Origin of the sequence: Methanothermococcus okinawensis IH1, from assembly GCF_000179575.2 — an archaeon.
Taxonomy (GTDB): Archaea; AGJL01; Methanococci; order Methanococcales; family Methanococcaceae; genus Methanofervidicoccus; species Methanofervidicoccus okinawensis.
Window position 1 is genome coordinate 1 of the sequence record NC_015636.1, and the last position, 25,331, is coordinate 25,331.

Annotated in this window: 28 protein-coding genes; 18 read left to right on the forward strand and 10 right to left on the reverse strand. The window is 29.0% G+C overall.

What is annotated here, in order from left to right; translation table 11 throughout:
* Nucleotides 1–87: 87 nt before the first annotated feature.
* A complete protein-coding gene (locus METOK_RS00005) occupies nucleotides 88–567 on the reverse strand; it encodes a phosphatidylglycerophosphatase A (RefSeq protein ID WP_048057966.1) in 480 nt (159 codons plus the stop codon).
* A gap of 124 nt (nucleotides 568–691) precedes the next feature.
* Here METOK_RS00005 and METOK_RS00010 point away from each other — a divergent pair, with 124 nt between their 5' ends.
* The 5 genes from METOK_RS00010 to METOK_RS00030 all read left to right on the forward strand — a co-directional run bounded on the left by METOK_RS00010 (nucleotide 692) and on the right by METOK_RS00030 (nucleotide 6,004).
* Nucleotides 692–1,285, forward strand: coding sequence for a stage II sporulation protein M (locus METOK_RS00010; RefSeq protein ID WP_013866186.1), 594 nt, complete (start codon nucleotides 692–694; stop codon nucleotides 1,283–1,285).
* A 97-nt stretch (nucleotides 1,286–1,382) separates the two neighbouring features.
* The gene (gene arcS, locus METOK_RS00015; RefSeq protein ID WP_013866187.1) at nucleotides 1,383–3,101 is read left to right on the forward strand and encodes an archaeosine synthase subunit alpha; all 1,719 of its coding nucleotides are present in this window, start codon (nucleotides 1,383–1,385) and stop codon (nucleotides 3,099–3,101) included.
* A 178-nt stretch (nucleotides 3,102–3,279) separates the two neighbouring features.
* The gene (locus METOK_RS00020) at nucleotides 3,280–3,822 is read left to right on the forward strand and encodes a hypothetical protein (RefSeq protein WP_013866188.1); all 543 of its coding nucleotides are present in this window, start codon (nucleotides 3,280–3,282) and stop codon (nucleotides 3,820–3,822) included.
* A 15-nt stretch (nucleotides 3,823–3,837) separates the two neighbouring features.
* Nucleotides 3,838–4,761, forward strand: a complete 924-nt coding sequence (mmp11, locus tag METOK_RS00025) for a methanogenesis marker protein 11 (protein ID WP_013866189.1) — start codon at nucleotides 3,838–3,840, stop codon at nucleotides 4,759–4,761.
* A gap of 160 nt (nucleotides 4,762–4,921) precedes the next feature.
* A complete protein-coding gene (locus tag METOK_RS00030) occupies nucleotides 4,922–6,004 on the forward strand; it encodes a tryptophan--tRNA ligase (protein ID WP_013866190.1) in 1,083 nt (360 codons plus the stop codon).
* 113 nt (nucleotides 6,005–6,117) lie between these two features.
* Here METOK_RS00030 and METOK_RS08760 read toward each other — a convergent pair whose 3' ends face one another.
* Nucleotides 6,118–6,270 (reverse strand): type II toxin-antitoxin system HicA family toxin, encoded by a 153-nt coding sequence (locus METOK_RS08760; protein ID WP_232210811.1) that lies wholly within the window; start codon nucleotides 6,268–6,270, stop codon nucleotides 6,118–6,120.
* A complete protein-coding gene (locus tag METOK_RS00040) occupies nucleotides 6,263–6,460 on the reverse strand; it encodes a type II toxin-antitoxin system HicB family antitoxin (RefSeq protein ID WP_232210813.1) in 198 nt (65 codons plus the stop codon). The genes METOK_RS08760 and METOK_RS00040 overlap by 8 nt, the downstream gene beginning before the upstream one ends.
* A gap of 115 nt (nucleotides 6,461–6,575) precedes the next feature.
* Between METOK_RS00040 and METOK_RS00045 the strand changes: the two genes are divergently transcribed.
* Nucleotides 6,576–7,598 carry a cobalamin biosynthesis protein gene (locus tag METOK_RS00045; RefSeq protein WP_013866192.1) on the forward strand — a complete coding sequence of 341 codons (1,023 nt, stop codon included), beginning with the start codon at nucleotides 6,576–6,578 and terminating at the stop codon, nucleotides 7,596–7,598.
* A gap of 46 nt (nucleotides 7,599–7,644) precedes the next feature.
* Nucleotides 7,645–8,103, forward strand: coding sequence for a GNAT family N-acetyltransferase (locus METOK_RS00050; RefSeq protein ID WP_048057967.1), 459 nt, complete (start codon nucleotides 7,645–7,647; stop codon nucleotides 8,101–8,103).
* A gap of 25 nt (nucleotides 8,104–8,128) precedes the next feature.
* Here METOK_RS00050 and METOK_RS00055 read toward each other — a convergent pair whose 3' ends face one another.
* Complete coding sequence (locus METOK_RS00055; protein WP_013866194.1) at nucleotides 8,129–8,899, reverse strand: 7-cyano-7-deazaguanine synthase; 771 nt, start codon at nucleotides 8,897–8,899, stop codon at nucleotides 8,129–8,131.
* A gap of 214 nt (nucleotides 8,900–9,113) precedes the next feature.
* On the opposite strand from METOK_RS00055, the gene cbiD reads away from it, so the two are divergent.
* From cbiD to METOK_RS00070, 3 genes are all read left to right on the forward strand, one after another.
* Complete coding sequence (cbiD, locus tag METOK_RS00060) at nucleotides 9,114–10,259, forward strand: cobalt-precorrin-5B (C(1))-methyltransferase CbiD (protein WP_013866195.1); 1,146 nt, start codon at nucleotides 9,114–9,116, stop codon at nucleotides 10,257–10,259.
* A 336-nt stretch (nucleotides 10,260–10,595) separates the two neighbouring features.
* Entirely contained in the window at nucleotides 10,596–10,967 is a 372-nt protein-coding gene (locus METOK_RS00065; protein ID WP_013866196.1) for a 30S ribosomal protein S6e, read from the forward strand.
* Nucleotides 10,968–11,102: 135 nt separating this feature from the next.
* Entirely contained in the window at nucleotides 11,103–11,381 is a 279-nt protein-coding gene (locus METOK_RS00070) for a UPF0147 family protein (RefSeq protein WP_013866197.1), read from the forward strand.
* Here METOK_RS00070 and fucA read toward each other — a convergent pair.
* Complete coding sequence (gene fucA / locus METOK_RS00075; RefSeq protein ID WP_013866198.1) at nucleotides 11,350–11,907, reverse strand: L-fuculose phosphate aldolase; 558 nt, start codon at nucleotides 11,905–11,907, stop codon at nucleotides 11,350–11,352. The two genes, METOK_RS00070 and fucA, sit on opposite strands and share 32 nt — an antisense overlap.
* A 190-nt stretch (nucleotides 11,908–12,097) precedes the next feature.
* Between fucA and METOK_RS00080 the strand changes: the two genes are divergently transcribed.
* The gene (locus METOK_RS00080; protein WP_013866199.1) at nucleotides 12,098–12,901 is read left to right on the forward strand and encodes a TatD family hydrolase; all 804 of its coding nucleotides are present in this window, start codon (nucleotides 12,098–12,100) and stop codon (nucleotides 12,899–12,901) included.
* 36 nt (nucleotides 12,902–12,937) lie between these two features.
* Here METOK_RS00080 and METOK_RS00085 read toward each other — a convergent pair whose 3' ends face one another.
* Entirely contained in the window at nucleotides 12,938–13,999 is a 1,062-nt protein-coding gene (locus METOK_RS00085; RefSeq protein ID WP_013866200.1) for a mechanosensitive ion channel family protein, read from the reverse strand.
* A 155-nt stretch (nucleotides 14,000–14,154) separates the two neighbouring features.
* Nucleotides 14,155–15,105: a tyrosine--tRNA ligase gene (locus tag METOK_RS00090; RefSeq protein ID WP_013866201.1), complete on the reverse strand. Its 951-nt coding sequence runs from the start codon at nucleotides 15,103–15,105 to the stop codon at nucleotides 14,155–14,157.
* Between the two features lie 294 nt (nucleotides 15,106–15,399).
* Here METOK_RS00090 and METOK_RS00095 point away from each other — a divergent pair, with 294 nt between their 5' ends.
* The 7 genes from METOK_RS00095 (at nucleotide 15,400) to hisH (ending at nucleotide 20,083) form a co-directional block, all read left to right on the forward strand.
* On the forward strand, nucleotides 15,400–16,017 hold the full coding sequence (locus tag METOK_RS00095; protein ID WP_048057805.1) for a DUF2067 family protein: 618 nt from the start codon (nucleotides 15,400–15,402) through the stop codon (nucleotides 16,015–16,017).
* A 196-nt stretch (nucleotides 16,018–16,213) separates the two neighbouring features.
* Complete coding sequence (locus tag METOK_RS00100; RefSeq protein ID WP_013866203.1) at nucleotides 16,214–16,519, forward strand: DNA-directed RNA polymerase subunit L; 306 nt, start codon at nucleotides 16,214–16,216, stop codon at nucleotides 16,517–16,519.
* A gap of 180 nt (nucleotides 16,520–16,699) precedes the next feature.
* Nucleotides 16,700–17,341 carry a 50S ribosomal protein L1 gene (locus tag METOK_RS00105; RefSeq protein WP_013866204.1) on the forward strand — a complete coding sequence of 214 codons (642 nt, stop codon included), beginning with the start codon at nucleotides 16,700–16,702 and terminating at the stop codon, nucleotides 17,339–17,341.
* A gap of 12 nt (nucleotides 17,342–17,353) precedes the next feature.
* Complete coding sequence (locus METOK_RS00110; RefSeq protein ID WP_013866205.1) at nucleotides 17,354–18,370, forward strand: 50S ribosomal protein L10; 1,017 nt, start codon at nucleotides 17,354–17,356, stop codon at nucleotides 18,368–18,370.
* A 115-nt stretch (nucleotides 18,371–18,485) separates the two neighbouring features.
* Nucleotides 18,486–18,791, forward strand: coding sequence for a 50S ribosomal protein P1 (gene rpl12p / locus METOK_RS00115; RefSeq protein ID WP_013866206.1), 306 nt, complete (start codon nucleotides 18,486–18,488; stop codon nucleotides 18,789–18,791).
* A 122-nt stretch (nucleotides 18,792–18,913) separates the two neighbouring features.
* On the forward strand, nucleotides 18,914–19,459 hold the full coding sequence (locus tag METOK_RS00120) for a TATA-box-binding protein (RefSeq protein WP_013866207.1): 546 nt from the start codon (nucleotides 18,914–18,916) through the stop codon (nucleotides 19,457–19,459).
* A 9-nt stretch (nucleotides 19,460–19,468) separates the two neighbouring features.
* Nucleotides 19,469–20,083, forward strand: coding sequence for an imidazole glycerol phosphate synthase subunit HisH (gene hisH / locus METOK_RS00125; RefSeq protein ID WP_013866208.1), 615 nt, complete (start codon nucleotides 19,469–19,471; stop codon nucleotides 20,081–20,083).
* Between the two features lie 52 nt (nucleotides 20,084–20,135).
* Here hisH and METOK_RS00130 read toward each other — a convergent pair whose 3' ends face one another.
* From METOK_RS00130 to METOK_RS00140, 3 genes are all read right to left on the reverse strand, one after another.
* Nucleotides 20,136–21,026, reverse strand: coding sequence for a PHP domain-containing protein (locus METOK_RS00130; RefSeq protein ID WP_013866209.1), 891 nt, complete (start codon nucleotides 21,024–21,026; stop codon nucleotides 20,136–20,138).
* A gap of 230 nt (nucleotides 21,027–21,256) precedes the next feature.
* Nucleotides 21,257–22,843: an NAD(P)H-hydrate dehydratase gene (locus tag METOK_RS00135; protein ID WP_013866210.1), complete on the reverse strand. Its 1,587-nt coding sequence runs from the start codon at nucleotides 22,841–22,843 to the stop codon at nucleotides 21,257–21,259.
* A 123-nt stretch (nucleotides 22,844–22,966) separates the two neighbouring features.
* Nucleotides 22,967–25,264 carry a heavy metal translocating P-type ATPase gene (locus tag METOK_RS00140; protein ID WP_048057806.1) on the reverse strand — a complete coding sequence of 766 codons (2,298 nt, stop codon included), beginning with the start codon at nucleotides 25,262–25,264 and terminating at the stop codon, nucleotides 22,967–22,969.
* Between the last annotated feature and the right edge of the window lie 67 nt (nucleotides 25,265–25,331).

Here is a 25,331-nt window from a genome sequence, read left to right on the forward strand (position 1 = left end):
AATTACTAACTTAATAATTTACTAGTTTATTATCTTTTATCTTGATTTTAAATTAAATGTATATCGATATTATACATATTATTTTTATTATTCAAAGACTTTTGACATACATCCCGCAATAAAACCTGCTATGGCATCGTCTAAAAATACATATCCCTTTTTATCCAGAGCTCCTACAATTCCAGGTTTTTTAGCATCATACCATTTAAAATTAAATATTGCCTTTGTCCCTGCAATTTCATTGGCTATTGCCATGCCAATAACTTCATCTACATATATATAATTGGGGTCTTCATTATAATTAAATGGTAGATTGCCTTTAATCCCTTCTTCTTCAAGCTTTATAGCACCGATTATCAAGGTAGATACATTTGGATTATTTAAGTTTTTTAGGATTATCTCTTCAAGTTTTTTTCTAATGTTGTTTAGATTATCGTTGGAAATACAGAGCTCCATACCACAATCCATCATATTTTTTATAGTTATGCCATACTTTTCTAAAATATTTAAAATGTTGGATACATTATAACTGCTATTATATATGTCATTATCCATACTATTATTCATATTGTTCATATTATTATCCACAATACCACCATAATATTAATTAAATATTTATTAATTAAATATTATTGAAAATATTTTTATCTAAGATTACATATATTATTTATAAAAAATCTCGTGATAGGTTATGAGTAAAACAACATACGAACTATTGGAAGTTATATATGCCCTTAAAAGACAGAAATATATAATATATGCCGTTACAATATTGTTTTTAATGTCATTTATAATTTCATATATATTACTTTATTTAGATATTACATGGGTTAAAGAATTTGGAGAAATGATTTTTAATCAATTTTCAGAATATGTAAATTCATTAGATATTAAAAACGAATCTTCATTAAATATATTTTCCATTATAGTGTCTCATAATTTAAGTGTTGGAATTTTAAATTATATATTAACAATATTTTCGACATTAATTATAATATCAAATGCCTTTATTTTAGCTTATGTATTGTATATTAGTAAGCCCTTAACATTTATACTTCTTGTATTGCCACACGGTATTGTGGAAATTCCTGCATTGATACTTTCAAGCAGTTCTGGAATAGTGTTATGTAATGCATTTATAAAAAGATTAAAAAAGGATGAGGATAGTGTATTATATTACAAAGATTCTTTGAGAATATTATTTGTATCCATGTTGTTGTTTATAATTGCAGCTATAATTGAGAGCTCTATTACATTGGAGATAAAAAAACTTATAGTTGGTTAAAAATTATATTAGATTATTATATTAGATTATTATTATATTATTATATTATGTTATAAAATAATAAAATTTAGATTATATTTAATAAAAAAGTGATAAAATGCTTGAACCAATTTATTATGACATAGGAAGAATTTGCAAGGAAGTATATTATAAACCCGAATGCAATAAAAAAAACCAAAATATGACCCCAAAAATGATTGATGATAATATATTAAAGGATATAAAATCCCCCCTATTGAAAATACCATTTGATTGTCCAGAAGACATTGCAAATTACCTAATGAAAATAAATAAGGAAGAAGTTTATGGAACAATTAAAGTTGATGATAAAGAAATTAAATATTATATTGTGAATTTTGGAAAATATATTGATAATATAGATAATAAAGATATTGTTAATTTAAATGATTTAGAACCTAATTTAATAGTAATTGCAGATGGAAGGAGATTAATTAAGAGAAAAGAATTGTTGTTAATTCCAAAATTAAGGGAAAAAATCTCACCAAATACAGCTATATATTTTCCTACGGCACTTCCATGGGAAATACCATTGTTGGTATATTTGGGCGTAGATTATTTTGATTACTCATCTGCATCATATTATGCATCCCTTGGATATTACTTTACAAAAAATAGGATGATATGTATAAAAAATAAATCTTTTGAGGAACTCCTACAACATAATATATCAATTTTAGATGAAGTAGTTGAAGAGGTGAAATACTGCATAAAAGAGGGATGTTTAAGAAATCTTGTAGAAGAAACAGCCATATCTGACCCATATTTATTTGGAAATTATAGGAGATATAACCCAGATTTAAGAAATATTCCTCTATCCAAAGGTAAAAAAATTATTGTGACAATTAACGAAACCACCATTCCAGAGGTAAAAAAATATATTAAACAGATGAAGAATTATGAGGCATTTACAAATACAGTCGTTTTATTACCTTGTTCATCGAAAAAACCTTATTCCCATTCAAAATCTCACCAATATTTCATAAATACCATAAATTCTGTGAATTTCCCAGTGGAAGAGGTAATTCTTACATCTCCTTATGGCGTAGTTCCAAGAGCTCTGGAAGGTGTAGTAAATTATGATATTCCAGTCACAGGTAAATGGAGCTCGGAAGAAATCGAATTTATAAATAAACATTTAAAAGAATATCTGAGCAATGCAAAGGATAAATTCGGTGAATTAAATATAATTGCACATTTGCCAGAACATTATTTGGAAATTTTGGATGAAAATGAGTATAAAAAATACGGTAGTTGTATAGTTACATCTAAGGATGGTAATCCAACATCGGTGGAATCTCTCGAAAATCTGAAAAAAACCTTAAAAGAATTAAAACTAAAAGGAGAAAAGGAAGATAATATAAATATTTCAAAAACTAAAAAGATGCAATTTATCCATAATTACAAACAGCTTGCAAAATTCCAATTTAATAAAGATTTTATTCCCGAGGATGTAATTATCAAAGGTCGCCATAGAAAATTCTTTATTAAACAAAATAATAAATTGGTTCAAATATGCTCTTTAAATGAAGAAAATGGGTTGTTAGTTTTAACCTATGATGGAGGAAATTTACTTGGAAAAACAAAATGGGTAGAAGTGGATTTTAAGGTTAAAAAAGGTTCATTATTTGCACCAGGATTTAAAGATTGTGATGAAAATATTTCCGTAAATGATGAGATTGTAATAATATATGATGATAAAGTGGTGGGTGTAGGCAGAGCTCTGATGAGTGGCTTAGAAATGAAAAAGGCAAAACATGGTTCTTTGGCAAATATAAGGCATGTAAATTACGATTAAATGATAATATTAAAAATAATAATTATAAAATTAATAAAAAATAATAAATTTTTAAAATATTATTACCTATAACTTCTTAGTATTATATTATTATTTATTATTATTTATCACATATTATTATTATTTCCATGATATATATTACATATTAATTTTACATATTATATCTTGGATGGAGGGGATGGAAATTAATAAAATAAAAATGATTGCAGAGTTGATACTTTTAAAAGATAAAGAATATAGTGAAACCGAAAAATTAAAAAACTATTTAAAAAAATACATAGACCTAAATAATGAAATAGGTATTTTAGAAGATACATTAAAAGACTTAGACAATAATAATTCAAATACCTTGAATGTCAGCGATGCAAAATTTTTAAGTAATGAACTACGAGGGTATTTAAATACTCTAAACAAACTTAAATATCAATTAAATGAACTAAATAATACCAATAATATAAATGTGGTAAATTACAATGAGTTAAACGATTGTATTAAAAAAATGAGAGATATTATAATAAATGTTGATGATTCATTAAAATGGGATATACATAATAGAATAGATGAACTTAAAAATGAACTTGAAACTATTGAATGGGAGCTTGAATTAATAATACTTAATTACGGATTACAAAAATTTGAAATAGACAATAACAATAATGAAGAGCTATATGACTACATTTACCAAAAAATTATTCAACATTTAAATCAGGAAAACGGATAAAAGAGGGATATTAGTATGGGCAAATATAGCAATATAAACGATATTTCGTATAAAAAAATAATAGCCATGGTCGATGAAGAATTGGGTATAGTCGAGCTCATAGAAGAACATCCATGTCCAAACGGAGCTCAGTGGATGATATATCAATATAAAAGAACATCCCCTCTTATTGTTTCAGCATGGAGGGATGGAAATAAACATCATTTTGTGTTAAAAATAGATAAATGTAAATTAAACTTAGTCCCATCATTATCTGCTGCGGGCATTGAACAGGTTTTTATTGAAAATAATAATGTTCATATTGTTTATGCAGGATTGGCTGGTGCAGGCGTGGGCATTGAATTGAGAAAAAATGCCGAGAATGTGATAGATGCTATATTGCATGAGAAAGGCGGTGGTTCAAAGCTTGGAAAAGGAGTAGTAATTACTCCAAAAATGGAAAAGGTAATAATAGGCATTGATGACACCGATACAAAAGAAGAAGGTGCTACATGGGTTCTTGCAAACGAAATTGGAAAATTGGTTGAGAAAGAAGGTATTGGGTATTATATAGACCACACTATAATTCAGCTTTATCCTGGAAATCCAAACAAAACGCAAAATTGCGTATCCATAGCATTAACATTTGCAGTATATCCAGAATATAAATATAAAATTAAAGAATTAGTTAAAAATTATTTGAAAGAAAAAAGTTTATCAGATAAAACGGCAATGGCAGTATATTATGGAATTACGCCCTCAAAAAGCATGAAATTATATACAAATAAAGCAAAAAAAGGTATGGTTTCTGTTGAAGAGGCAAAATCTGTGGCAATGAGAAATAACATTGATGTAATAAAAATATTTGAAAAGGAAGGCGGAATAATCGGGGCAGTTGCAGCACTTGGACTTGCAGAACATCACGAGGAAGCTGCAAAACTACCAGATGACTTAGAATAATAAAAAATAAAATTAATAAAAAATAAAAATAACATGTAAAACAAAATGTAAAAAACTAAAATTTAATTATTGTAATTTAAATGATGATATAAAATATAAAATTTAGAATTTTAAATTATAACTTAAATTTATAATTAAAGTATAATATTAGGTGAGATAATTGATAACACCTTGGGATGTTTCAGATGATGTTGATTATAAAAAAACAATGGAAAACTTTGGAATAAAACCTATTAAGGACTTATTAAAAGATATTGAGAATCCACATCACCTTATGAGAAGGGGCATAATCTTTGGACATAGAGATTTTGAAAGAATAATAAAATCGATGAAAGAGCATAAAAAATTTACAGTTTTAAGCGGTATGATGCCTTCTGGTAAAATGCACTTTGGACATAAGATGATAGTGGACCAGCTCCTTTATTATCAAAATTACAATACAGAAATATATATACCAATTGCAGATTTAGAGGCATATTGGGCAAGAGGTATGGATTTTGAAACGACAAAAAATCTTGCAGTTGAGGAATATATCACAAATTACATAGCACTGGGTTTAAATCCAAATAAAATAAATGTTTATCTTCAATCAAAAAATGAAGTTGTTAAGGATTTAGCATTAAAATTGGCTAAACGAGTTAATTTTAGTGAAATGAAAGCAATATATGGATTTAGTGGTGAAACAAATATGGGGCATATGATTGCTCCAATTATTCAGGTTGCCGACATTCTTCATCCTCAATTAAAGGAAAAAACACCTGTTGTTGTTCCTGTGGGTATTGACCAAGACCCTCATCTAAGATTAACGAGAGATATAGCAAATAGGGCAAAGGAATTCAAATTTATACCTCCTTCATCAACATACCACAGATTTATGACGGGACTTTTAGGAGGTAAAATGAGCTCATCCAAACCAGAGACTGCAATATTTTTAAGCGATAAACCGTCCAAATCCCTTAGGAAAAAGGTAATGTCTTGTAAAACAGGAGGTAGAGAAACTCTTGAAGAGCAAAAAAAACTCGGAGGAGTGCCTGAGGAATGTGTAGTATATGAGCTCTATACCTATCATTTAATTGATGATGATAAAGAACTTAAAGAGATATATGACAAATGTAAAAGTGGTGAGCTCACCTGCGGTCAGTGTAAAAAATTATGCTATGAAAAAATTACAGAGTTCTTAAATGATTTAAGTGAAAAAAGAGCATGTGCAAGAGAAATTGCCGAGGAAATTATAAAAGAATGATTATTTTTTAATTTTTAATTTTTTTTATCATTTCAATTAATTTATCCTTTGAAATATTATTCCATTTAGATACGCTTGATAATATACTATTTAGCGTCCCTTTCGCCAGTTCTTCAAGGTTCGGAATTGTAATATTGTGAATACCATTTTTCCGTGTTTTTACTTAACCTAATATGACTTCCATTCTGCCTAACTATATTATACCCTATATTATTTATTAAAACTTTAATTAGTGCATTGCCTGAAATTCTGGGAAGTTTAACCAATAGGAGCCACCTCTATCTCAGACATTGATAATATGGTAATGTGCTTTCCAAATTGAATATCCTCCTCAAAATGCACTTCAACAGCTTCTTTTATATTGTCCATTAACTCATCCAGTGTTTTTCCTTGTGTGAATATATCAAACCCCAATACCTTCTGCACACCAATATTCTCCATCATTATATATTTCAAATTTAACCAACATTTTCTCACCAATTGATAATATTTTTAAAATGTTTTTAATTATATTTTAATTATTATTTAACTATAACATTATCAAATATATATTATTTATGTTGGTGGAATTATGATAAAAATAGTTTATATTACAAAAAAGGGCGAAATTTTAGCAAATAATATTAAACATATTTTGGATTATTATTTTTATGATAATAGAATTTATCATTCAAAAGATTTAACTATTGATGGAAATGAGAAGGGCTTTATTTTTATAATGGCAACAGGTATTGTTTTAAGAAAATATATCGATAAAATTAAGAAAGACAAAACAAAAGATGCCTTTGTAATAGTTTTGGATGAGCTCGGTAAAAATATAATACCTATTTTATCAAATCATTTAGGTGGCGGAAACTATTTTTCCAAGTTAATTGGAAGAGAATTAAAAGAAAATGTAGTTTTCACCACTGCAACAGATGTAAATAATAAAGTGGGCATTGATGAACTTTCCAATATTTATTTTTTAGATGTTCCAAAGAAAAAGGATATTTTAAAGATAAATAAAAAGGTTTTGTATGAAAAGGTTGATTTAACCCTTCCCAATGGTTGGAAACCGCTAAAAAATGTATTAAATACCTATAATATAAAATATCACAATAATAACTATGTAATTGTAGATAGGGATATAATATTGAAACCAAAAAATATTGTTGTTGGTATCGGAGCTCGGAAGAATATTAAATCCTATAATGTATATTGGGCTGTTAAAAAAGCATTATATTTAAGAGACATTCCAATATGGCGAGTGAATGCCTTTGCAACGGTTGATGTGAAAAAGGACGAGAAAGGAATTTTAGAAACTGCTAAGAGATTTAAAAAAAAGTTATTTATATTTGATAGAAAAGATATATCCGAGATTTACAAAATTAGAGATGACTTAATAAAATCTGATTTTGTCTTTAAAACTATTGGCGTTTATGGAGTTTCTGAACCTGTTTCTATATTGGGGGTAAAAAAATTAAATGACTTGGAAAATATTAAAGATATAAGCAATATGGATATAAATAGGGATATAAATTACATAAACCATATAAATTTGGTTTTAAAGAAATTTAAGAAGAATGGGGTTTCTATTTCTATATCTATTGGATAAAAATAAAAATAAAATACTAATAAATAAAAAAATAAAAAATGGTAAAATGATAGATAAAAGAAAAATAATAGTTAAAACTGCAAAAGAAGAGGATATTCCCCACATGGTTAAATTGTTAAAGGAGCTCTTTGAGATAGAAAAGGATTTTAAACCTAATGAAGAAAAACAGAAAAATGGATTAAATCTTCTATTAAATAGTAAAAATGCTAAAATTTTTGTTGCAAAATATAACAATCTTGTTGTAGGTATGTGTTCAATTCAACTGCTAATTTCAACCGCAGAAGGTGGAAAAGTTGGGATTTTAGAGGATTTAATTGTTGATAAGAATTTTCGTGGAGAAGGTATCGGAAGCAGACTTTTATCAGAAGTAGAGAAATACTGCAAAGAAAATAACATAACAAGACTGACTTTACTTGCCGATAAAGACAACACCAAAGCCATTAAGTTTTATAACTCTAAAAATTGGAGATTTACAAATTTGATAGTTTTGAGAAAATTTATATAATTTATATAATTATACAGTTATATAATCATATATTTAGCACTTCTAAAATATTATTTAACCCTTCATCCTTATCTATAACCTGAGCTCTGACTTCTCTTAAAATTCTTTGGATTGTGAATTTTTTATTGTGGTTGTATTTGTGGGCAGCTCTAAGAAGGGGGCATCCATATTTTTGAGATATAGTAATATTATTCTTTTTTAAAATCTTCCTACTATCATTTTTTGTAATCACTAAATAGGAGGGCATATTTATTCGTATAATGTCATTTTCTTCTTGAATAATGGATAAATATCCAACAGAAAGCATATCACCGTATATAATATATTTTATATCATTTTCTTTTGCATAACTTAAAACTGCCTTTTCTATGATTTTATGACATCTTCCACAGGGATGATATTTTCCATTTAGGGTGTCTTTTTGAACCTCATTTAAATCAATATCTACAAATTCATGTTTTATGTTTAATTTCTTTGCCAATTCAGATATATTTTTTTTATTATCTGGACGCATTATAATAGGCGAGTATGCCGTAATAGCGGTTATATCGAAGATTTTTTTTGCTATTATGGACGATGCAACACTATCTACACCACCACTAAATGCCACCAACGCTTTTGGTTTTTTTAATTTATCATTTTTTGAAATATCTAAAAAAGCATTAAAATTTTTTCTCAATTCCAAAAGATTTTTTAAACCGTTGTATATATTATCGTTTAGTATATGCGTATTATACAAATAATCTAAATTTTTTAATGACGCCTTTATCCTAATGTTTCTTATCTTTTTCTCCATAGTTACCCTTATTATATATTTTTTACCGCGTTATACTGGTGTTGCATCTATTTATTAAATATTAAGCAAAATAATATTAAAATAATTAAATATAATTAATATAATTAAAATATAGTTTAAAAAATATATATAAAAATATAACATATAATATAACTATATATCACCATTATACTCTTTCAGCCATTATGTAGTATAAAAATATGCCGTGAAATTTATGATTTACGATTTTAGGAAAGAAAAAAAGTTTGGATATACAACAGGCTCATGTGCCGCAGCTGGTGCTTACTGTGGGGTTTATTACTTAAAAAAAGGAATAAAATTGGATTATGTGCAGTTGGAAAATGATAAAGGGGATAAATTAATAATTCCAATTGAAAATTTAGATGTAGATGCCAAATCTAAAAAAGCAGTAGTAACTGTTAAGAAGTTTGCAGGTGAAGATATAGATATTACAAACGGAATAGACATTATTACGGAAGTTAAATTAATAAATAATGATAAAATAAATGATAATAAGATAAATGATAATAACTATAATAATATTAAAATACATGATTCTAAACCAAAAGTAGAGATTATAGGCGGAAAAGGCATAGGTATTGTTACAAAGGAGGGGTTACAAATAAAAAAAGGAAATTATGCCATAAACCCAAAACCACAGGAGCTCATAAGAAACAATATTATTCCACTACTTGATGAACATGATAGAGTTGTAATTAAAATATCAATTCCAAAAGGAACTGAGCTCGCAAAAAAAACACTTAATCCAAAGCTTGGAATAGTGGGTGGTATTTCAATACTTGGAACAACAGGCATAGTTAGACCGATGTCAAATGATGCCTATAAAAAATCCCTTGTTCCGCAGATTGATGTTGCACTTGCAAATAACTATAAAAATCTCATATTTACACCTGGAAACATTGGAACAAAATATGCAAAGAAGATGTTTGATGTATCCGATGACCAAATTGTTGAAGTTTCTAATTTTTGGGATTTTATGCTTGATAAAGCACTGGAAAAAGGAGTTAATGACATTTTAATATTTGGTCATTCTGGGAAGATTATAAAACTCGCCGCAGGCATATACAATACTCATTCAAAGGTTGCAGATGGGAGAAATGAGGTATTAACTGCATACAGTTCTTTATATATTAAAGACAGAGAAATTTTAAAAAATATATTATATGCCAACACAACGGAGGAAATTATAAAAATTCTAAAAAAAGAGGGAGTTTTAACGGAAGTTTTTAATAGTATAGCAAATAGAGTAGTTGAGAGAGCTCGCAATAGATGGGCAGGTATAAATTTTAGTTGTATTATCATTGATATGAAAGGGAATATATTGGGAAGGTATCCATAATAGATAACTATGAAAAAGTATAAAAATGATTATGATATAATATAGTCAAAGATGGGCGAAACTGGAAAAAACAGGAAAAAATAAGAGCATGAAAAAGCATGCAATTAGAGTTATTTGGTGGATATAAAAAGGCTAAATAACATGCACATGAAAAGATAAAAAGAAAATTAAAATAAAATATAAAAAAATAAAATAAAATAAATAAGAAAAATATAAAAAATAAAATCTAAAAAAAGAAATTAAAAAGAAAATAAATAAAAAAGGTGATGGCATCTTGGAAAAACCTTTTAGTTGGTTTTTCTACTGTTGTCACCATAAAAGAAAAAAGGTGATAAAATGGCAAAATTTAAAGTTGTAGTATCTGACAAAGATGGAAAATCATACCAGTTAGAAGTAGAAACAACAGCATTAATAGGTAAAAGAATTGGTGATGAAATAAATGGTTCCACCATTGGATTAGATGGATATAAATTAAAAATTACAGGCGGTTCAGATAAATGTGGATTCCCAATGAGACATGACATACATGGAAGTATGAAAATGAGAGTTTTATTGAGCAAAAAACCAGGCTACAAACCTACCGATAAAGGTATCAGAAGAAGAAAAAGTATAAGAGGAAACACTATCTCATCAGATATAGTTCAAGTAAATACAAAAGTTGTAGAATCTGGAGAAAAACCAATATCTGAATTAATCGGACAGGAATAAATTAAATCTTTTTTTAATTTTTAATTTAAACCATCTATTCAATTTTAACTTTTTATAGTAATAATATATAGAATATAATTTAACTAAAATGATAATAATATATTAAAAAATAATTTACATTTGGGGTGATACTATATGTTTAAAGCTAAGAAACTTAGTCCAGAGGACAAATTAAAAAATATTGCTTTTATGTTGGATGAAATTATTAACGATACAACAGTTCCAAGAAATATAAGAGCTGCTGCACAAAATGCAAAAGATGCTGTTTTAAATGAAAATGAGGAATTTATTGTAAGAAGTGCTACTGCAATCCAATATTTAGATGATATAAGCGATGACCCTAATATGCCATTGCACACAAGAACTCAGATATGGAGCATTGTTAGTGAGTTGGAGACTGTAAAGAATGAATAATATAGTTTAATTTTGCAATCTCTTCCATAACTTCTGTTTTTAAATATGCTTCAATTAAGTCTTTTCCAAGACATACTATACCGTGATTCTTTAAGATTATCACATCTTCATTTCTTTTAGATACCTCCTCTGCGAGCTCTACACTACCTGCTTTTAAGTAAGGAACATAACCTATTTTTTTTATGAATATCTGTGCCTCGGGCGTTAATAATTCTATTTTTTTGTCCAATATTGAAAATGCTGTGGAATATATCGAATGCGTATGAACCACCGCATTTATGTCTTTTCTTTTTTTGTATATGTTTAGGTGCATTTTTATTTCAGATGTCGGAGCTCCTTTTATAATGTTTCCATCTATATCAACAATCGTTATATCTTCCTCTTTTAGAAATCCCAATATCGAGCCAGTAGGGGTTGCATATATCAAATTATCTTTTTTTATGGAAACATTCCCTCCGCTTCCAACTACATATTTTCTATCGTATAATTTATGACATATATCTATAAATGCTTTTAAATTATCCATTTTATCACCAAATTAATAATAACCTAAATTTATAATAATTATAAAAATTATAACATAATACTATACTAAAATAATTATAATAAAATAATACTGAATTATAATTACTAAATTATACTTATATCTATAACCTAATATTAAAATTAAAATAACTAAGGATAAATAAAATATATATAATGTATGTGGTGGCACTATGATAGATTCTCATATACATTCCGATACAAGACCTTATGAAGATTTTGAAAATATGGCAATGTATTTGGACTGTGCTATAACATTGGCACATGACCCATTGAAACCTTACTCTATGGATGTAATAAGAGCTCACTTTGATAGGATAATATATAACGAAATTGAAAGGGCAAACAAAAATGGATTAAAATTATTCGTTTGTTTGGGTATACATCCAAGAATGATACCTCCTGATGTGAATTACAATATGCTGAGAGAATATTTAAAAAGAGGCATAAAATATAATAAAAAAAATATAAATAAAAATGAAAAATATATCGTAGGAGTTGGAGAGATAGGACTTGAAAAATGCACGAGAGAAGAAATTGAAGTTTTTGAAGAACAGTTGATTATAGCACAGGAGCTAAATCTTCCCGCAGTTGTTCATACTCCAAGAAGAAATAAAAAGGAAACTACAAAAACAATTTTGGAGGTTATAAACTCTTTGGGATTGCATAAAGATACAGAGAAGCACATGATAATAGAACACTGCACAAAAGAAACTGTTCCAATGATTTATGATACCAATATGAATATGGGATTAACGGTTCAGCCAAGTAAATTAACTCCTATGGATGCTGTTAAAATAGTAAAAGAATACGGTGGAGAAAGATTTTTGTTAAACAGCGACAGCTCTTCTGCACCATCCAATATTTTGGGCGTTCCAAAAACCGTGTTAAAGATGAAAATAAATGGGGTTGATAGTAATATTATTAAAATGATTTCCCATAATAATGCCAAGAACATTTTTAGATTAGATGTTTAATTAAACAAATAGTTTAATTAAATATAGTTTAAATATTTAATTATCTTTTTTAACATATACTGTTTGAGTTGGAAATGCCATTTCAATGCCTTCTTTTTCAAATTCCTCTTTAATCTTCATATTTATTTCATCTATGGTATTCAGATAATAGTCAAAACCAAAATTTCTAATAAAATATTCAACCCTTATATTTAATGAAAAATCACCAAACTCTTTGAATGTAATTCTTATAGGAGGAAGTGTGGCGTTGTGCTCATCAATTATGTTTTTTATAATCTCTTTTGCCTTATTAATTTTTTCCACAGAGGTATCATAGGTTAAGCCGATATTTACAAGCACCCTTCTTTTTCTCATCTCGGATAAATTCTCTATATTAGCACCTAAAAGATTAGCATTTGGAACAATTATAAGACTATCATCAAAAGTTCTTATTTTTGTGCTTCTAACCCCTACATCCTCTACAATACCTTCTCCTCCATCAAACCTAATCCAATGATTTAGTCTAAAAGGTTTATCCATAAATATTAAAACTCCTGCAATAAAGTTTTTAACTGTATCCTGTGCTGCAAGTGCCACAGCTAAACCTCCAATACCTAAACCAGCAAGAAGCGTTGTTATGTCATAGCCAGCAGTTTCAAGTCCCATCAATAAACCTGCAATTATAATTAAGATTTTTAGAAGTTTTCTCAAAGGTGGCACTATTTGGTCATCAAATTTAGTTTCCGATTTTTCCACAGCAGGAATAACATAATAATTTATAAAATCATCAACAAAATTAACGGCAAACCATGTCATACATAGTATAACTACAATTTTAATGGCTTCGTTTAACAAGATGCTAATAGCACTTGGAAGAACAAGGAATTTTAACCCGAAATAAAGAAATCCGGTAAATACCAATATTACAATAGGATGTTCAATAGCGTTCAATACAATATCATCAAATTTAGTTTTTGTTTTTCCAACTATTCTTTTTACATAAGATTTGACAATGAAATTGGTTAATTTTCCAAATATAATCCCAAATACAATAAACAAAATGAAAATTATATAAGCATAGAATGGGTTTCCAAAGTATGTGATATTTAAGAAGTCCATAATATATCCCTTTTTTAGATATTTTAGATACAATAAATAATAAAATAATAAAATATGTAATAATAAAATAACTTAAAATAAGTAATAAAATAATAGATAAATTTAATGAATAATTATTTATTATAAAATTATATTAATATATTTACATTAATTATCTACATTAATCTTTCCCTAATTGGTGCTAAAATCTCTATAATTTCTTTTGCAACAGCACCTTTTAAGTCCATAGGGTGTAGTTTCTTTTCCGAATACATTTTTTCCAAGGTTTCATAGTCGTTAATAACTATATTTCCTCCAAATTTTTCTGGTCTCTCTATGGTTATTGGATAATTTAAATAATATTTTGCGAGCTCCAATATTGGATTTCCTTCCACAATTCCTATTGGACAATATGCCTTTTTTACCTTTGATTTAATGGTATTTGGCTCATCATCAACTGCAATGAAGTTTCCTTTGGATGATGACATTTTACCCTCTCCATCAAGTCCTGTAAGCACGGGATTGTGTATGCAAACTGGTGATTTATAACCCATATTTGGTAAAATTTCCCTTGCAAGCATGTGTATTTTTCTCTGCTCCATTCCTCCCACTGCAACATCTACATTTAAATGTTTTATATCATTTACCTGCATTAATGGATATACCACTTCTGCAACCTTTGGATTTTCATCTTCCCTTGCTATTACTTCCATACTTCTTCTGGCTCTTTTTAATGTAGTTTTTAGGGCTATCCTATAAACATCAAGTGTATAATCTTTTTCGAGTTGAAATTCACTACCATAAATATACTTTGCCTTTAATCCCATGGCATTGAATACATTTTTATTGTATTCTGCGAGCTCATGTATTTCTTCCAAGGTTCCCTTTTGATTTAGGTAGGCATGCAAATCTGCAAGTAGGATTATTATATCGAATCCTGCATTTTGTAGGTCTATCATCTTTTTTATTTGAAGGTAATGTCCAAGATGAATTTTTCCGCTCGGTTCAAACCCAATATACGCTATTTTTTTATCTTTATTCATGACATTCTTTAACTCATCTACGGATATTACTTCCGATGTATTTTTTAATATGCTTTCAATCTTAGTGTTTTCTACATTTCTCATATTATCATCATCTTTTTATCTTAAATTTATATTTTTTCTTTTTATTTTTTTATCCTTTTTTAACAAAATTATTCTTATTTTAAAATTAAAAAATATTGGCATATTAATAACATTTAAATTCAATTCTGTAAAATCGATATTAAGTATATTAAATTATAACTTAGATATATATTAATTTCTTATATTTTAATATCATATTTATTTAACGAAAAATTCTAAGATATTATATTCTATTTAAAATTACTAAATTTATTTAAATAATAAACTATTATATATATGTTGTTTGGTGAGACTATGAAAAAAATGATAAGTGTAAAGGCGAGCAATAGAGAGATAATGGATATTTGCAAAGAACTTTCAAAAATGGACATTGACTGTTCAATAGAATCAAAATCAATATATACAGAAGAAAAATCAAAGGATATAAGTAATCTCAGGATAAAAATATATGGATATGATAAGAATAAAATAATGGAGAATTATAAAAATATCATGGATTTAGTAAATAGAATTCATAAAAAGTATAATCCAAGTCCAAAGGGATTATTTGAATATCGCCTATCAGATATAAAATACCCCATTAATAAAAACTTGATATTGGATGCACTTAAATCTTTAAAAATTAATTATATATATAAGGAAGATGAAAACTTAATAAAATGCTCCCTATCTTTTGATGAGTTCAATGCAATATTAAAAGAATTACACGATATAAATACTGAGCTCAGTTTTGTAAATGTTGGTTCAAAACCTGTTAGGAACATTATCGTATTAGTGGCATATTTTACCAAAAAAGATATTGAAGATATTATAGATGAATGTATTGAAAAAGAATTTTTCAGAATAGAAAAAGATAAAATTGTATTGAATAAGGATATAAATCTGATTAAAAAACATTTTTTAAATGAATAATTTTTAGTGATAACATAAAGACTTTTTAAAGTATAAAGATATTAAGAATAGTGTGGAAAAGTATTTTATGTATTTTCGATAAAAGAGGAAATAAAAAAGATATACAATAGAGAAATAATCGATGAAATTAAAAAAGAAATAATTAAACTGAAAAAATAATAATTATAAAAAAATAATTTTATAAACCGGTGATAACATGAATGATAAGTCAATAAAAATTCTGGAAAAGACCAAAAACAGCATAGAGGTGGAATTAATAGATGATGACCATTCTTTGTGCAATCTTCTAAAAGATATATTATTGGAAAAAAAGGATAAAGTAATTATGGCATCCTATGTCATTGAGCACCCTGTTTTAAACCCCAAAACTGGCAGATATATCTCCAATCCAAAATTAACTGTAAAAACCACCGATGGAAATGATGCTGAGGAAGTGCTTAAAGAGTCATTAAAGGAAGTAATTGATTTGTGTAATAAAACACTTGAAAGTTTGAATCAATAATGTATATTTTTTAGCATATAATTTTTTTAGCGTAATCTTTATATAATAGTTATTAAATAGTAGATTTGCTCCATGTTTGACCGCAGTTATTAAATTAACATAATTAACATATTTTAAATATAAAGTCATTTAAAGTTTTAAATAGATTCACTGCGGTTTATAATTACAGGAGGCTACAACATGGACAGAGAAAAAATAATAAAAGCAGTGAAGGAGGCTCGTTCTCTTGCTAAGCCGCGAAACTTCACACAGTCCGTGGATTTGGTCGTAAATTTAAAAGAGCTCGACCTTACAAGACCTGAAAATAGAATAAAACAGCAGGTCGTGTTACCTCATGGACGAGGGAAGGAACCAAAAATTGCAGTAATTGCAAAAGGTGATTTGGCGGCACAGGCTGAAGAATTGGGCCTCACTGTAATAAAACAGGATGAATTGGAAGAATTAGGAAAAAATAAAAAACAAGCTAAGAAGATAGCAAATGAGCATGACTTTTTCATTGCTCAGGCAGATATGATGCCACTTGTTGGTAAAGCCTTAGGTCCTGTATTGGGTCCAAGAGGAAAAATGCCCCAACCAGTTCCTGCAAACGCAAACTTAAAACCGTTGGTTGAAAGATTTAAGAAAACAGTAGTTATAAATACAAGAGACAAGCCATCGTTCAAAACATTGGTTGGAACTGAACAAATGAGCGATGAAGAATTAGCTGAAAACATTGAAGCAGTTTTAAACACGGTAGCTAAGAAATACGAAAAGGGGCTTTACCATGTTAAAAATGCCTATACAAAACTAACAATGGGACCAGCAGTCCCCATAGAAAAGTAAGGGGATGGAACTATGATAGAAGCAGAATTTGAACACAAAATTGCCCCTTGGAAGATTGAAGAAGTAAATAACTTAAAGAAGTTGCTTAAAGAAGGTAATGTAGTAGCATTGGCAGACATGATGGAAGTCCCTGCAAGGCAGCTTCAAGAAATTAGAGCCAAAATCAGAGGAAAAATGATTTTGAGAATGTCAAGAAATACTCTGATTAAAAGAGCTATTGAAGAAGTTGCCGAAGAAACTAATAATCCTGAATTTGCTAAGTTAGCTGAGCACATAGCAAAAGGGGCAGCTATTATAGTCACAGATATGAACCCATTTAAGCTTTACAAGACATTAGAAGAAAGCAAAACTCCAGCACCTATAAAAGGAGGGGCTGTTGCTCCATGTGATATTGTAGTGGAAAAAGGTTCAACTGGAATGCCCCCAGGACCATTCTTAGGGGAATTAAAAAGTGCAGGTCTTCCAGCAGTTATTGAAAAAGGTAAGATAGCAATAAGAGAAGATACTGTTATTGTTAAAGAAGGGGAAGTTGTTCCTCATAAAGTTGCAGTGGTGCTTTCTGCACTTGGTATAAAGCCTACAAAAGTAGGATTAAACCTTTTAGCAGCTTATGAAGATGGAGTTATATATACTCCTGATGTATTGAAGATAGATGAAGACGAATTTGTCCAAAAAATACAAAAAGCATTTAACAGTGCATTTAACTTATCAGTTAATGCTGCAATACCAACCACAGAAACAATTGAGACCATATTACAGAAAGCATTTAGAGATGCAAAAGCAGTATCCATCGAAAGTGCATTCCTTACAGACAAAACCACAGATGACATACTTGGCAAAGCATACTCACAGATGCTTGCCCTTGCATCAGAAGTCAGTGATGAAGCACTCGATGATGAGTTAAAAGAAAAATTATCTTCAACAGTAGGAGATCCTGCTGAGGAAGTCAAAGAAGAAGCACCAGAAGAAAAAGAAGAAGAGAAGAAAGAAGAAGCTCCAGCTGCTGCTGGACTTGGACTACTCTTCTAATTTCTACTAATCTCTAAATAATATATAATAGTATAATAAATTAATAAATTGATAGAAAATATTATATATCTATTAAAACAATAAAAAAATAAATTTTTACTTTGGAGGTGTAAGTATGGAATATATATACGCTGCATTATTATTACATTCCGCAGGTAAAGAAATTACAGAAGATGCTGTTAAATCAATATTAAACGCTGCTGGTGTAGAAGCAGATGACGCAAGAGTTAAAGCATTAGTTGCTGCATTAGAAGGAGTAAATATTGAAGAAGCTATCGAAAAAGCTGCTGTTGCTCCAGTTGCAGCTGCTGCTCCTGCTGCTGCTCCTGCTGAAGAAGCAAAAGAAGAAAAGAAAGAAGAAAAGAAAGAAGAAGACACAACCGCAACTGCTGCAGCAGGTCTCGGTGCTTTATTCATGTAAATTCTTTCATTTTAATTTCTTTCTTTTTTTAAAATATTAATCCATACATTTAAATTAATAATAAATAATATTTATATAGTATTTAAAATATATAAAGGCTATATAGACAATTAGGTGAAATTGTGAAGCCCGATATAAAAATTGTAAATGTTGTAGTATCTACTAAAATTGGAAATGACATAGATTTGGAATACGCTGCGGATATATTGGATAATGCAGAATACGAACCAGAGCAATTCCCAGGATTAGTATGTAGATTGAGTGAGCCAAAAGTTGCCTTATTAATATTTAGAAGCGGTAAATTAAACTGCACAGGTGCAAAAAGTAAAGAAGAAGCGGAAATAGCAATAAAAAAGGTTATTGGTTATTTAAAAGAAGCTGGTTTTGAAATAGACGAAAATCCAGAGGTCAAAGTTCAAAACATGGTGGCCACTGCTGAGCTCGGAATTGAACCTAATTTGGATGACATAGCTACCCTTGAAGGGACTGAATATGAACCTGAGCAATTCCCAGGATTAGTTTATAGGTTGGATAATCCAAAAGTCGTTGTATTGATATTTGGAAGTGGAAAGGTAGTAATTACAGGTTTGAAGCATAAAGAAGATGCATATATTGCACTGGAAAAAATATTAAATACTCTAAAAGAAATGGAAGAGGAATTCCTTTAAAGTGATAATGTGATTGCAATAATAGATTATAATGCGGGAAATCTAAGAAGTATTGCAAAGGCGGTTGAGTTATATTCTAAGGATGTAGTAGTAACCAACAATCCTGAAATTATATTAAGTGCGGATAAAATTATACTCCCTGGTGTTGGAAATTTTGAAAATGCCATGGCAAACCTTTCAAAAGAAGATTATGGGGGCTCCTTAAAAGATGCTATATGCAAGTCCGTAAATGAAGTTCCATTTTTAGGTATATGTTTAGGGATGCAGTTATTGATGGAAAAAAGTGAAGAAGGTAATGGTGCAAAGGGATTGGGAGTTATAAAAGGAAATGTTATAAAATTTAAAGATACCGTTGAAAAAATACCACACATGGGATGGAATAATGTAGAACAGGTAATGGATATTCCATTATTTGAAGGTATAAAAAATAATGAATATTTTTATTTCGTTCATTCATATCATGTAAATCCAACAAATAAAGATGTTATTGCAGGAGTGTGTGAATATGGCTACAAATTCCCCTGCGTATTAAATAAAAACAATATATATGCTACTCAATTTCATCCTGAAAAAAGCGGTAAAGCAGGCTTAAAAATGATTGAGAATTTTATTGAATTGATTTAAAATTTTTATTTTATTGAATTTATATCCATTATGACATTTTTTTATATTATCTTTATGCTGAATTTACCTCTTTTAATTTGTTTTTAGCTTTTCTTTTTAAATAGTAATTACCTAAAATGCCTGAAACTATTGGAAGTGGTGTGGCAACATATACCAAACCACCAAACATTGCAAGAAGTTTTTTATAGAATCTTATATTTATTTTATTTGCATCATTTTTGGATATGGTAGATTTTATAAGTGCCTTTTCAGAAACATAGACCACCTTATAACTCCACAATATTATATCCCATAGTGGAGTCGGAGCTCCGTCAAAGGAAGTCTTTCTTTTAACTATTGCATCATACACATCATCCTTATTAATTCCTTCGAATGTGGTGTATCCATTGCCAACCATTTTTGCAATATGTCCATCGCTATTACCTAAAAATGCCACAGGTTTTTTATAGTAGTTTTTCATTACCCTTTTTAATGCTATATTATTTACTATTCCATCCCTATGGTATGCATTGAATACCTCTACTCCATCCAAATTTAGCTTAAAAATCTTATCCCCTAACGCCTTACATATTGGACTATATGGGTGTGGAGCTACTGCCAAACCATTCTGTTCATGAATCATTTCAATAGTTTCCTCAGCGGATAGTCCTTTTGGAATTTCTTCGTTTAAATATAATCCCAATACCTCCCCATCTTTTGTCATTATCTCGCTTCCAACAACAACATCTATTCCAAATTCTTTTTCAAGTTTTTTAGTTTCCAACCCCCCTTTTATCGTATTGTGGTCTGTAACGGCAATTACATCCAAACCCTTTTTTTTGGCGTATTTCATAATATTTCTTGGCTCTTCCACAGAATCTGGAAATTTAAATCCCATATATTTCATTACCCCAGAATATTTTGAATGAATATGTAAATCTGCTTTTGAATATTTATTTTCCATAAAATCCCCCATTATTTTTATTATATTAAATTATTATTTTATTATTATTTTATTACTGATTATTATATTTTATTTTTAATTATTTACATTTTCTTTTTTTAGTTTTTTATATTTTTAACATGTTATATATTATATCCAATATTATTATATTTTATATTCATTATACTATTGCCTTTTATATATTATAAATTATTTCTTTTAGATTTGCTATATATCAATATTTATATATATTAATTAAATATATTTAAAACATGTGGAATTTTATTTAATACATCCATTGCAGTGTAGCAATATCCCTTTTCTTTAAGCAGTAAATCCCCAGTATATCCATTTATAAATGCTCCGCAACATCCCGAAATAAAGGCATCATTTTTACTAAATAACCCGCCAATTATTCCACATAAAACATCCCCAGTTCCTCCAACAGTCATTCCTGCATTGCCTGTTTTGTTTATTTTTATGTTATTTTTATTGAATATTAAATCATATTTTCCCTTTAAAACTATTGTAGAGTCTATATTGGATATATCCATATCAATTATATTATTTATATTATCTGAATTACTTCCATTACCATTGCCCATATTCTTTATATTATTCATATCAAATCCCATATATTCAAATTCTCTCTTATGCGGTGTAAATATAAAATTTTCACTAAAATTAAAATTATTATAATCTATTACCTTTATGGCGTCGGCATCAATTACGACCTTTTTGTTTAATGTTTCCATCTCTTTTAAAAATCCATTTACAAAGCTTTTTGTATTTTTATTCACACCCAATCCATTTCCAAGAAGAATAACATCGTATTTTTTAGAGAGCTCCGATATTTCAGTTATATGTTTCTCTCCAAAATAATCTCCCTCAATTTCATAACCCATTAACTCTGGATAATTCCTTAAAGCATCCATGGTATTTTTAACGGAAGCGACTGTTACCAAATCCACAATTTTTGAACATGCCAATGCCGATAAAATCGGAGCTCCGAAAAATTCCTTAGAACCTCCAACAACCAAAACCTTTCCATTATCCCCCTTATGTGAATCTGGATTAATTTTGGATAATGCCTTTAAATCACCCCATCCTACAACATACTCTGCTATTGGTGGAATACCTATTTTTTTAAGTATTATTCTTTTATCATCAATGTTAAATGTTTTATTTAAATTATTATCCCATTTATATTTATGGAATGTAATTACAATATCAGCCATTATACCCTTTGTTTCGGTATCTACGGAGATTATTTTCAAATTACTTCTTTTACTTTCCTTATTTTTTAAATTATTCAATTCATTTACCACAGTTCTAAATGGTTCTCGGAGCTCCCCTTTAATACCTGTTCCCAACATGGCATCTATAATAATGATGTTATCTTTTTTATATTTTTTAATCTCCTCAATTATCTTTAATACTTCATTTGGACACGCTATTTCTTTTATTTTTAATCTGAAATCCAATTCACTTATATTTTTTAAAATCTTAAAATTTTCTTTTGATTCATAGGTTTTTATTTCCATTTCTTTTCCAAGTAGTATTACGATTATTTCCGAGTGAAGCGAAGGAAATCGTGTAACTCCAAAGGATTTTGAGATTTCATCTGTATAGTCGCAGTATCCCATTAAATGACGAACTGCAACAAATCCATCTCCGCCGTTGTTTCCAAGTCCGCAAAATACATAAATTTTATTCTTAATCCCTTTTTCATGTTTTAAATATGTTGCTACCTCATCGGCAATGGATTTTCCAGCATTCTCCATAAGGACAATTTTTGGCATGCCCAAATACTCAAAATTGTTGTCTGTAATATTCATCTCTTTTGGTGAAATGTATTTTTTACCTCATACTTTTTTAAAAGAACATTGAAAAATTCCAAATTATCCATAATTTCACCATATTTTTTAGTTGTTATTTTTTCTTAATTATTACTATCATTTTCATAAGGGTTGTATCTTTTTCAGCAGCAACGACAAACCTACAACTGTAATTGAACTTAATGTCATGGCAAATGCAGCGAGCTCAGGTCTAAATACTATACCATATGGATAAAGAACACCTGCTGCCACAGGAATTAACATCAAATTATAGGCGAATGCCCAAAAGATATTTAGTTTTATCTGTTTTAATATTCTTTTACTGAGCCTTACAAACCCGACTACATCTTTTAATCTATTTTTTATTAAAACAACATTTCCGCTTTCAATAGCTATGTCAGTCCCCCCTCCAATAGCCACACCCACATCTGCTGTTGAAAGAGCTGGGGCATCATTTATGCCGTCCCCCACAAATCCCACGTAGCCATCAACATTGTTTCTAATTTTTTCAACAATTTTTGCTTTTTCATCCGGTAGCACATTGGCAAATATATTATTTTCTGCAATGCCTACATTTTTACCGATTATTTTTGCAGTTTTCTCGTTATCTCCCGTAATCATGTATGTATTTATCCCCATATTTTGCAGTGCTTTAATGGTTTCCTTAGCATCCTCTTTTATTTTGTCTGATATTCCAATAACTCCCTTTATTTCTCCATCTACTGCTACAATCAATGTGGTTTTCCCATCATTTTCAAGTTTTTGGGCAATATTCTCGTAATTATGATTATTATCATTTTCAGCATCTTCATTGTTCGTTTTATTTTTATTGCTTCTATTATTTTTATCGTTATCTTCATTATTATTTTTATTATTTTTATCATCTGTATTGTTATTCTTATTATTATTTCCCATATATTCCTCAATAAATAATTTATTTCCAATGAATACCCCCTTACCATCAACAAATCCTATTACACCTTTTCCACTAATTGCTCTAAATTTTTCGACCTCTTTATTACTAATGTCTAAATTCCGCTCCAAGGCCTTTTTTACTATGGCATTGGCAATGGGATGCTCTGAATTACTTTCCAATATCGCCATCATTCTTAAAAATTCATCAATATCCATATCTGTAATTATATCCATAACCTCAGGTTTCCCTATGGTAATAGTTCCAGTTTTATCAAATATCATGGCATTTAATTTATCCGATACATCAAACACCCTACTATCTTTAATCAATATACCGAGCTCAGCTCCCCTACCTATTCCAACAGTTATTGCAGTAGGTGTAGCAAGTCCCAATGCACAGGGGCAGGCAACCACAAGAACAGATATTAATATAGTTATGGCAAATAAAAATCCATTTAAAAAATACCAATATGTGGCAGATATTAAAGCTATTATTAAAACTGTTGGAATAAAATAACTAACAACTTTATCAGCCAAACCCTGTATCTCTGGTTTTGATGATTGGGCATTTTTGACGAGCTCTATAATTTGAGATAATAAAGTATCCTTCCCCACTTTTTCAGCTTTTATCCTCAGAGCTCCGTTGATATTTATGGTTCCTCCAATAACCATATCCCCCGATTTTTTTAAATTTGGAACAGGTTCTCCTGTAATCATCGACTCATCAACATAACTCTCCCCTTCAACCACAACAGCATCAACAGGTATCTTTTCTCCCGGTCTAACTACTATTATGTCCCCTATTTTTACATTTTCTATTAATACTTCAGCCTCTTTACCATCTTTAATTATTTTCGCAGTTTTTGGTTTTAAGCCCATAAGCTTTTTGATGGCCTCAGAAGTCCTTCCCTTTGCCCGTTCTTCTAAATATCTCCCAAGTGTTAAAAGAGTGGCAAGCATTATTGTAGTATCGTAGAACATGAAGTCTTTTGGTAGAATCCCAGCCGTTGCCATAATGGCGGATAAATATGCCACACCCATTCCCATAGAATACATTACATCCATATTTAATGATTTAGTCTTTAAAGAGGTGAAACCTGCCTTAAATATCGGCATTGCAACATATATCAACGGCGGTAAAGACAGTAAAAAAGCTAAACATGGTTTGTATGGAATATCCATATACATCATGGAATATAAAATAACTGAAAAAACAGCCCCTACAATTACCCTATGCAGTTTATCTTTTAGTTCTAACTCTTTATGCTCTTCCACATCCTCTAAATTTTCATCCACCCCTATTCCAACAACATCAAAACCAAGCTTTTCAATTTTTTTGCCGATTTCTTCAATTGAAATAACATCGGGATTAAAATCCACCTCTGCACTTTCATCTACAAGATTTACGGTGATGCTATTTACCCCATCGGTTTTGCTCAGCACTTTTTCAATGGTTTTGGCACATACTGCACATGTCATGCCGAATATTTTAATTTTAACATTCATAATATCCCCAATGTTCATAAAAATAAGTAGAATAAAAAAATAAATAAAAAATAAGAAAAGGCACACA

Bases quoted from the DNA above. Each gene is read 5' to 3' on its own strand.
- METOK_RS00140 (WP_048057806.1), bottom strand. From the start codon at position 25,264: ATGAATGTTAAAATTAAAATATTCGGCATGACATGTGCAGTATGTGCC.
- METOK_RS00100 (WP_013866203.1), top strand. From the start codon at position 16,214: ATGAATGATAAGTCAATAAAAATTCTGGAAAAGACCAAAAACAGCATA.
- METOK_RS00080 (WP_013866199.1), top strand. From the start codon at position 12,098: ATGATAGATTCTCATATACATTCCGATACAAGACCTTATGAAGATTTT.
- fucA (WP_013866198.1), bottom strand. From the start codon at position 11,907: ATGGATAATTTAAAAGCATTTATAGATATATGTCATAAATTATACGAT.
- METOK_RS00065 (WP_013866196.1), top strand. From the start codon at position 10,596: ATGGCAAAATTTAAAGTTGTAGTATCTGACAAAGATGGAAAATCATAC.
- METOK_RS00055 (WP_013866194.1), bottom strand. From the start codon at position 8,899: ATGGAGAAAAAGATAAGAAACATTAGGATAAAGGCGTCATTAAAAAAT.
- cbiD (WP_013866195.1), top strand. From the start codon at position 9,114: ATGATTTACGATTTTAGGAAAGAAAAAAAGTTTGGATATACAACAGGC.
- METOK_RS00010 (WP_013866186.1), top strand. From the start codon at position 692: ATGAGTAAAACAACATACGAACTATTGGAAGTTATATATGCCCTTAAA.
- METOK_RS00020 (WP_013866188.1), top strand. From the start codon at position 3,280: ATGGAAATTAATAAAATAAAAATGATTGCAGAGTTGATACTTTTAAAA.
- METOK_RS00005 (WP_048057966.1), bottom strand. From the start codon at position 567: ATGAATAATAGTATGGATAATGACATATATAATAGCAGTTATAATGTA.
- METOK_RS00130 (WP_013866209.1), bottom strand. From the start codon at position 21,026: ATGGAAAATAAATATTCAAAAGCAGATTTACATATTCATTCAAAATAT.
- METOK_RS00070 (WP_013866197.1), top strand. From the start codon at position 11,103: ATGTTTAAAGCTAAGAAACTTAGTCCAGAGGACAAATTAAAAAATATT.
- METOK_RS00085 (WP_013866200.1), bottom strand. From the start codon at position 13,999: ATGGACTTCTTAAATATCACATACTTTGGAAACCCATTCTATGCTTAT.
- METOK_RS00095 (WP_048057805.1), top strand. From the start codon at position 15,400: ATGAAAAAAATGATAAGTGTAAAGGCGAGCAATAGAGAGATAATGGAT.
- mmp11 (WP_013866189.1), top strand. From the start codon at position 3,838: ATGGGCAAATATAGCAATATAAACGATATTTCGTATAAAAAAATAATA.
- METOK_RS00090 (WP_013866201.1), bottom strand. From the start codon at position 15,105: ATGAGAAATGTAGAAAACACTAAGATTGAAAGCATATTAAAAAATACA.
- METOK_RS00135 (WP_013866210.1), bottom strand. From the start codon at position 22,843: ATGAATATTACAGACAACAATTTTGAGTATTTGGGCATGCCAAAAATT.
- rpl12p (WP_013866206.1), top strand. From the start codon at position 18,486: ATGGAATATATATACGCTGCATTATTATTACATTCCGCAGGTAAAGAA.
- METOK_RS00045 (WP_013866192.1), top strand. From the start codon at position 6,576: ATGATAAAAATAGTTTATATTACAAAAAAGGGCGAAATTTTAGCAAAT.
- METOK_RS00110 (WP_013866205.1), top strand. From the start codon at position 17,354: ATGATAGAAGCAGAATTTGAACACAAAATTGCCCCTTGGAAGATTGAA.
- arcS (WP_013866187.1), top strand. From the start codon at position 1,383: ATGCTTGAACCAATTTATTATGACATAGGAAGAATTTGCAAGGAAGTA.
- METOK_RS00050 (WP_048057967.1), top strand. From the start codon at position 7,645: ATGATAGATAAAAGAAAAATAATAGTTAAAACTGCAAAAGAAGAGGAT.
- METOK_RS00105 (WP_013866204.1), top strand. From the start codon at position 16,700: ATGGACAGAGAAAAAATAATAAAAGCAGTGAAGGAGGCTCGTTCTCTT.